We start from the raw sequence: 5,999 nt of genomic DNA on the forward strand, positions 1-5,999 counted from the left end.
GCTTGGATGGGAAGCGGCGGACACGCTCGACGAGGCGATCGCAATGGCGACGTCCGAGAGTGGACGCTCGGCGTCGATAACCTACCTTCACTTGCCGCCGCTGGTGATCGCTGATGTCGAGTAGCAAGGGCAAACGGATCGCGCCGGCCGCTCGCGGCGCGTCGTCGATGCCGCCGCTCGGGCAGGTGCTCGCGGGCCGACGTATCCTGCTGACCGGCGCAACCGGATTTCTCGGCAAAGTTTTTCTCGCGCTGCTGTTGCGATGGCACCCCGAGATCGAGCGCGTCTATCTGTTGATTCGCGGCGACCGGCGCAGCAGTGTCGGCCGCTTGCGCCGCGAGATTCTCGACTCACCGGTGTTCGCGCCGCTGCGCGAGCATCTTGGCGCGAAGTTCGATCGCTATATCGACGAAAAGGTCGTCGTCGTTCCCGGCGACATCACCAATGACGGCCTGCTCGGCGAAGAAGCGAAGCCGTTCAAGCCGGGCAGTCTCGACGCGGTCGTCCACAGCGCGGGCTTGGTGAACTTCGAAGCCTCGCTGGAGAGGGCGATCGAGGTCAACACCACCGGCGTCGCCAACGTGCTCGAATTCTGCCGCGGGCTCGGCGCCGCGATGATGCATGTCTCCACCTGCTACGTCGCCGGGAGTGCCGACGGCCATCGCTACGAAGACGACATCCCGGAGAACTGGTGCCCCGACGGGCGCAAGTCGTTTCGGCTCGAGCGCGAGATTCGCGACGCGCTCGCGGCAATCGAACGCGTGCAGGCCGAATCGCGCGATCAACTGCGCCGCGCCGAGTTTCTCGGCGACGACGGCGACCCCGACGCCTCGCGCGAGTCCGCCCTTGAGCATCGCCGCAAGCAATGGCTTGAAGAGCGCCTCAAGGACGTTGGCCGGATGCGCGCGCAGAGTTGGGGATGGCCGAACACGTACAGTTATACCAAGAGCCTTGGCGAACAGTTGGTGCTCGCCCAGCGCGATACCCTCAACGTCACTGTCGTGCGCCCGGCGGTAATCGAAAGCGCGCTGCGCGATCCATTCCCCGGATGGAACCAGGGCGTCAACACCAGCGCGCCGCTGACCTATCTCGCCGGCCGCGGCTACCGCTTTTATCCCGCCAGAGCGGAGTTGGTGCTCGACGTAATCCCGGTCGATCTCGCCGCGCACGCGATGATTCCGATCCTCGCCGCGCTGCTATCGCGGACGCACAAGCCCATCTACCAGCTTTGCACTTCGGATCGGAATCCGCTCCCGATGCGCCGGCTGGTCGAGCTGACTGGTCTCAGCAATCGCCGCGAGCATCGCAAGGACGGCGGCTCGATGCGCTGGCTGGGTCCCCATCTGGAAGCGGTCGTCGTGTCGCAGAATACTTACGACCTCGCCAGCCGCACGGTTCCGCAAATTCTCAAACAAGCGGCGGCGCTCGCGCGCAGCGTGCTGGGCGAGGAAAATCAGCGCGCGAAAACGATCGAGAGCGCAATCGATAACTTCAAGGAGCATACCGACCTCGCGCGCGAACTGGTCGAGGTCTATCGTCCCTACATCCAGCAGCTGGCTTACACCTTTCACGCCGGCAACATTCGCGCGCTTTACGCCTCGCTGAAGCCCGCCGACGCCGAGCGCCATCCGTTTCGACCCGATCTGATCGATTGGCACGACTACTGGATCAACATTCATATGCCGGGACTGCGCCGCCATATTTATCCGCAACTCGATCTCCACGCGCGCGGCAGGCCCAAGTCCCTCCCGCGTCATCGCAGTCTCATCGACATGCTCGATCGCGCCGCCGACCGCTACGGTTCTCAGGTCGCGATGATCGCGCGCCGCCCGTCCGGCGAGCAGACTCAGACCACCTATCGCGAGCTGCGCGACAAGGCCCGCCGCGCGGCGCTGCTGCTCGCTACGCGCGGAATCAAGCCGGGCGATCGCGTGCTTCTGATCGGCGAGAACTCGCCCGATTGGGTGATCGGCTATTTCGCGATTCTCACCGCCGGCGCAATTGCGGTGCCGCTCGATCAGCTGATTTCCGCCGAGGAACTCGCGCCCATCTGCAAGATCGCGCAGCCCGCGGCTGCGCTGCGCTCGAGCGCGGTCCACAATCGCCTCGGCTCTGCGCTGCGCGACGCCCATCCGAAACTCATCGAGCTCGATCTCGCCGAGCTCGCCCGTCCGTTCATTCTGCGTGCCGAAGCGAAAACTCCGCCCGCGCCACCCGAGCGAAAGGCGCTCGCGTCGATCCTGTTCACCTCCGGCAGCACCGGCGCGCCCAAGGGCGTGATGCTTTCGCATGGCAACTTCGCCGCCGAGGTCGCGATGCTGTCGCGCGTCTTTGTTCTCGGCGCCGACGACCTGGTGCTGTCGCTGCTTCCGCTGCATCACGCGTTCGAGTTCACCTGCGGGATGCTGCTGCCGCTCGCCAGCGGCGCGACGATTGTCTATCCGCTCGAGCTCGACGCGAAAACGCTGTCGCGCACGCTCGCCGACGTTCGCCCGACCGCGCTGATCGGGGTGCCCGCGGTGTGGGAGGCCGTCCATCGGCGCATCGTCGATGAAGTCGAGGCGCGTGGTCCTTTTTTTCACGCCGCCTTCGACAATCTGCGCGATCTCAATCGCCGGCTCGACGCGAACTCGGGGCTTAACTTCGGCTCGATTGCTTTCCGCCAGGTTCATTCCGCGCTGGGCGGCCGGCTGCGGCTCGCCGTCAGCGGCGGTTCCGCGTTGCCCCATCGCGTCGCGGAGTTTTTTAACGATATCGGAATCCCGCTGCTCGAAGGCTACGGTTTGACCGAAGCGGCGCCCGTTCTATCGGTCACGCGGCCCGGCGAAACACTGCGAGTCGGCGCGGTCGGACGGCCGCTCACCGGCATCGAGATCAAGCTGGTGCCCGCAACTGGTCCGATCGGCGAGATAGTCGCGCACGGGCCGAACGTGATGGCGGGTTACTATCGCAATGAGGCCGCGACCGCCGAAGTTCTGACCGACGGATGGCTTCACACCGGAGACCTCGGGCGCTTCGACGACGACGGCCGCTTGTACATCGTCGGCCGCGCCAAGGAAGTCATCGTCGATTCCGGCGGCAACAACATCTACATCGACGAATTGGAAGAAATTTACGGCCGTTCGCAGTACGTCAAAGAGATGGCGGTCGTCGGCTTGAAGGTCGGCCAGGGCGAGCAGGTCGCGGCCCTGGTAGCGCCCGCCTACTCGCGCGGAGAGAGCCGCCGCGCCGTGGAAGATCGGCTGCGCAGCGACCTCGACAAGGTCGCGCGCGAACTCAGCCCGCACAAGCGAATTAGAATCCTCCGCTTCACCGACGCCGAACTGCCGCGCACGCGCACCCGCAAGATAAAACGCGCCGACGTAGCCGCGATGTTGCGGCGGATGCTCGACGTTCGCCCGACCGGCGCCGACGCTGATACCGCAAACTCCGAGGTCGAGGCCTGGCTCGCCGAGGCGCTCGCGTCAATCGCCGCCGAGCCCGTCAACATCGCGCCGGCCACGCGGCTGATCGAGGACCTGGGCCTCGACTCGCTGGCACTTGCTGAAATCGGCGAACTGATCGGCGAGCGCGCGAGCCGCGAGATTGCTCCGGAGGAAATTGCCGACTTGCGTACCGTTGCGGACCTCCAACTCCTCGCCACCCGGCCGGGCGGCAACGGACGCCATCGGATGCCCTCGTACGCAAAGTTCGCCGAACCCTACACTCCGCGCCTGCCGGCGCCGCTGAAATGGCTCGGCCGATTCGCGGTGCGCGGAGCCGAGCGCGCAATTTTCGACGGATGGCTGAAGCCCAAGGTCCTCGGGCGCGGTAACATCCCCGCCAATCGCAACTTCATCGTCGTCGCGAATCATTCGAGTCATCTCGACTTCAGCCTGATCGGTTACGCGCTAGGCGCGTTCGGTGACGATATCCGGGTGCTCGCCGCCAGGGATTATTTCTTCAACACGCCGGCGCGGCGTTTTCTCGCGTCAAACTTCACGTCGCTGATGCCGTTCGATCGCGAACGCGCGCAACTCGATTCTCTCGAAGACGCGCTCGCCGAGCTTGCCCAGGGACGCAGTGTCCTGATGTTTCCCGAGGGCACCCGCTCGGCCGACGGCGAAATTCACGAGTTCAAGAGTGGCGCGGGATTCCTGGCCTTGCGCAGTCGATGCGACGTGCTGCCGGTGCTGATTCGCGGCACCCATGAGGTCATGGGCAAAGGCAGCCTCATCCCGCGGCGCCATCCCGTGGAAGTCCGCATCGGCCGCGCGATCACCGCCGCCGAGCTGCGCGATCTGGCGAAAAGTTCCGAAGGCGCCGGCGCCTATCGCAAAATCGCCGATCTGATGCGCACGGCCGTCACCTCGTTATCCGGCTCGCGCTCGAAGCTCACTCTCACCGCCGATGAATCAACCGCGCCCTCAAACGGCGCCCAACCGGTCACCCACGCGCATTCCCGGACCGATCGCGAGGCCGAACTGCCACGCGGCCACGCCAAAGCATGATCCTTGCCCATTCCAACCCGGTTGCGCCGCCCGCGTTAAGCTGACGCTGGAATACTTGCCCGCCGGATGGTTACATTTGAATGATGGTTGACTGGTTCAGCATTCGCCACGACCGTGACCCGCGGCCATCTCGCGGCGGCCGCCGTCCGTCGGTCAGCATAATCTCGGATGAATTGTTGGTCGGCGAATATCCCAGTCAGGCTGACATCGGCTGGCTGAAGGACACCTACGGGATCACCGCGGTTCACAATCTCCAGGACGACGACGATCTGCGCCTCAATGGGTTGGACGACCGCCGACTGAGCGCGGAGTATACCGCGCATGGGATCGAATATGTGCGCACGCCCATCCAGGATGGCAGCGCGGACGCGATGGGCGAGCGGCTCGAAGCTGCGCTCCACGATCTTCGCGATCTGATCGGTTCTGGTTCCCGCGTCTATCTCCATTGCAACGCCGGGATGAACCGAGCACCCACCCTCGCGATTGCATTCCTGCGTGCTTATCGGCAAATGTCACTCGAAGAGGCGATGACGCTCGTGAAAAAACAGCGCGCGTGCGGACCGTTCATGACGATCCTCGAAGAGTATTTCGGGCCGCGCGATTACAAGCCGGACAAATGACTTGACCTCATCACACGCAGCCGGAAGTTTGCCGCGGGCGCTCCCGAGGCAGAGGTTTCTCACCGCCTGCGCGTGGGGCGTACATCTATATACCGCTCTGGGTGCGGCGCTCGGCCTGCTCGCGATCTATTTCGCCTCGCAAGGCGAGTTTCGCGCGTCGTTTTTCGCGATGGGTCTGGCGACGATTATCGATTCCAGCGACGGTCCCCTCGCCCGCTGGCTGATGGTCAAGATTCGCGTGCCGACCTTCGACGGCGCGCTGCTCGACAACATCGTGGACTACCTCACCTACACCGTGGCGCCGGTGTTTCTGATGCTGGAGGCCGGGATCATACCGGGCTCGCGATGGGGCCTGGGGCTGGCGTGTTTCGTCATGCTCGCAAGCGCTTATGGATTTTGCCGGACGCAAGCCAAGACCGAGGACAATTACTTCCTCGGCTTCCCGAACTATTGGAACCTGGTCGCGTTTTATCTTTTCTGTCTCGGCGCCGGCACCGTCTTCAACATCGCCGTCCTGCTGCTGCTCGCCGTGATGGTGTTCATGCCGCTCAAGTTCATTTATCCGAATCGAACCGTCCCGCTCCGCCCGATCACGCTCACGCTTGGAATAATCTGGGCGTTTGTGACGGTTGCGGCAGTTCTGATGCTGCCGGCTGTGAATCCGATTATGTTGTGGGCCGGGTTGAGCTTCATCGCTTACTACTTCATTGCGTCGTTCGCGCTTCAGGCGCGCGCCACGCTCAAGTCCAATCGCGACCGCGGCGATCTGAATGCCTGAATCCGGGCTTCATACCGCAGTCGCCGCCTCCGAGTCATGGCTCGAGGTGATCGACTCCGATTCTCCCGTGCTGCTGATTACGCCGCACGGCGGCCGCGCCGAGCCGCGCAC

At 64.2% G+C, this 5,999-nt stretch carries 3 protein-coding genes; all 3 read left to right on the forward strand.

Features of this window, described 5'->3' with window-relative positions; genetic code table 11:
• Positions 1 to 113: 113 nt before the first annotated feature.
• The 3 genes from ABSB13_RS16340 to ABSB13_RS16350 all read left to right on the forward strand — a co-directional run bounded on the left by ABSB13_RS16340 (position 114) and on the right by ABSB13_RS16350 (position 5,888).
• Positions 114 to 4,490, forward strand: coding sequence for an AMP-binding protein (locus ABSB13_RS16340; protein ID WP_428110361.1), 4,377 nt, complete (start codon positions 114 to 116; stop codon positions 4,488 to 4,490).
• A gap of 80 nt (positions 4,491 to 4,570) precedes the next feature.
• Positions 4,571 to 5,110, forward strand: a complete 540-nt coding sequence (locus ABSB13_RS16345) for a dual specificity protein phosphatase family protein (protein ID WP_428110363.1) — start codon at positions 4,571 to 4,573, stop codon at positions 5,108 to 5,110.
• 28 nt (positions 5,111 to 5,138) lie between these two features.
• Positions 5,139 to 5,888, forward strand: coding sequence for a CDP-alcohol phosphatidyltransferase family protein (locus ABSB13_RS16350; protein WP_428110365.1), 750 nt, complete (start codon positions 5,139 to 5,141; stop codon positions 5,886 to 5,888).
• Positions 5,889 to 5,999: the final 111 nt, after the last annotated feature.

The sequence above is a fragment of the Binatus sp. (SeqCode) genome, from assembly GCF_050013435.1.
In the GTDB taxonomy this organism is placed as follows: domain Bacteria; phylum Desulfobacterota; class Binatia; order Binatales; family Binataceae; genus Binatus.

Bases quoted from the DNA above. Each gene is read 5' to 3' on its own strand.
- ABSB13_RS16340 (WP_428110361.1), top strand. From the start codon at position 114: ATGTCGAGTAGCAAGGGCAAACGGATCGCGCCGGCCGCTCGCGGCGCG.
- ABSB13_RS16345 (WP_428110363.1), top strand. From the start codon at position 4,571: ATGATGGTTGACTGGTTCAGCATTCGCCACGACCGTGACCCGCGGCCA.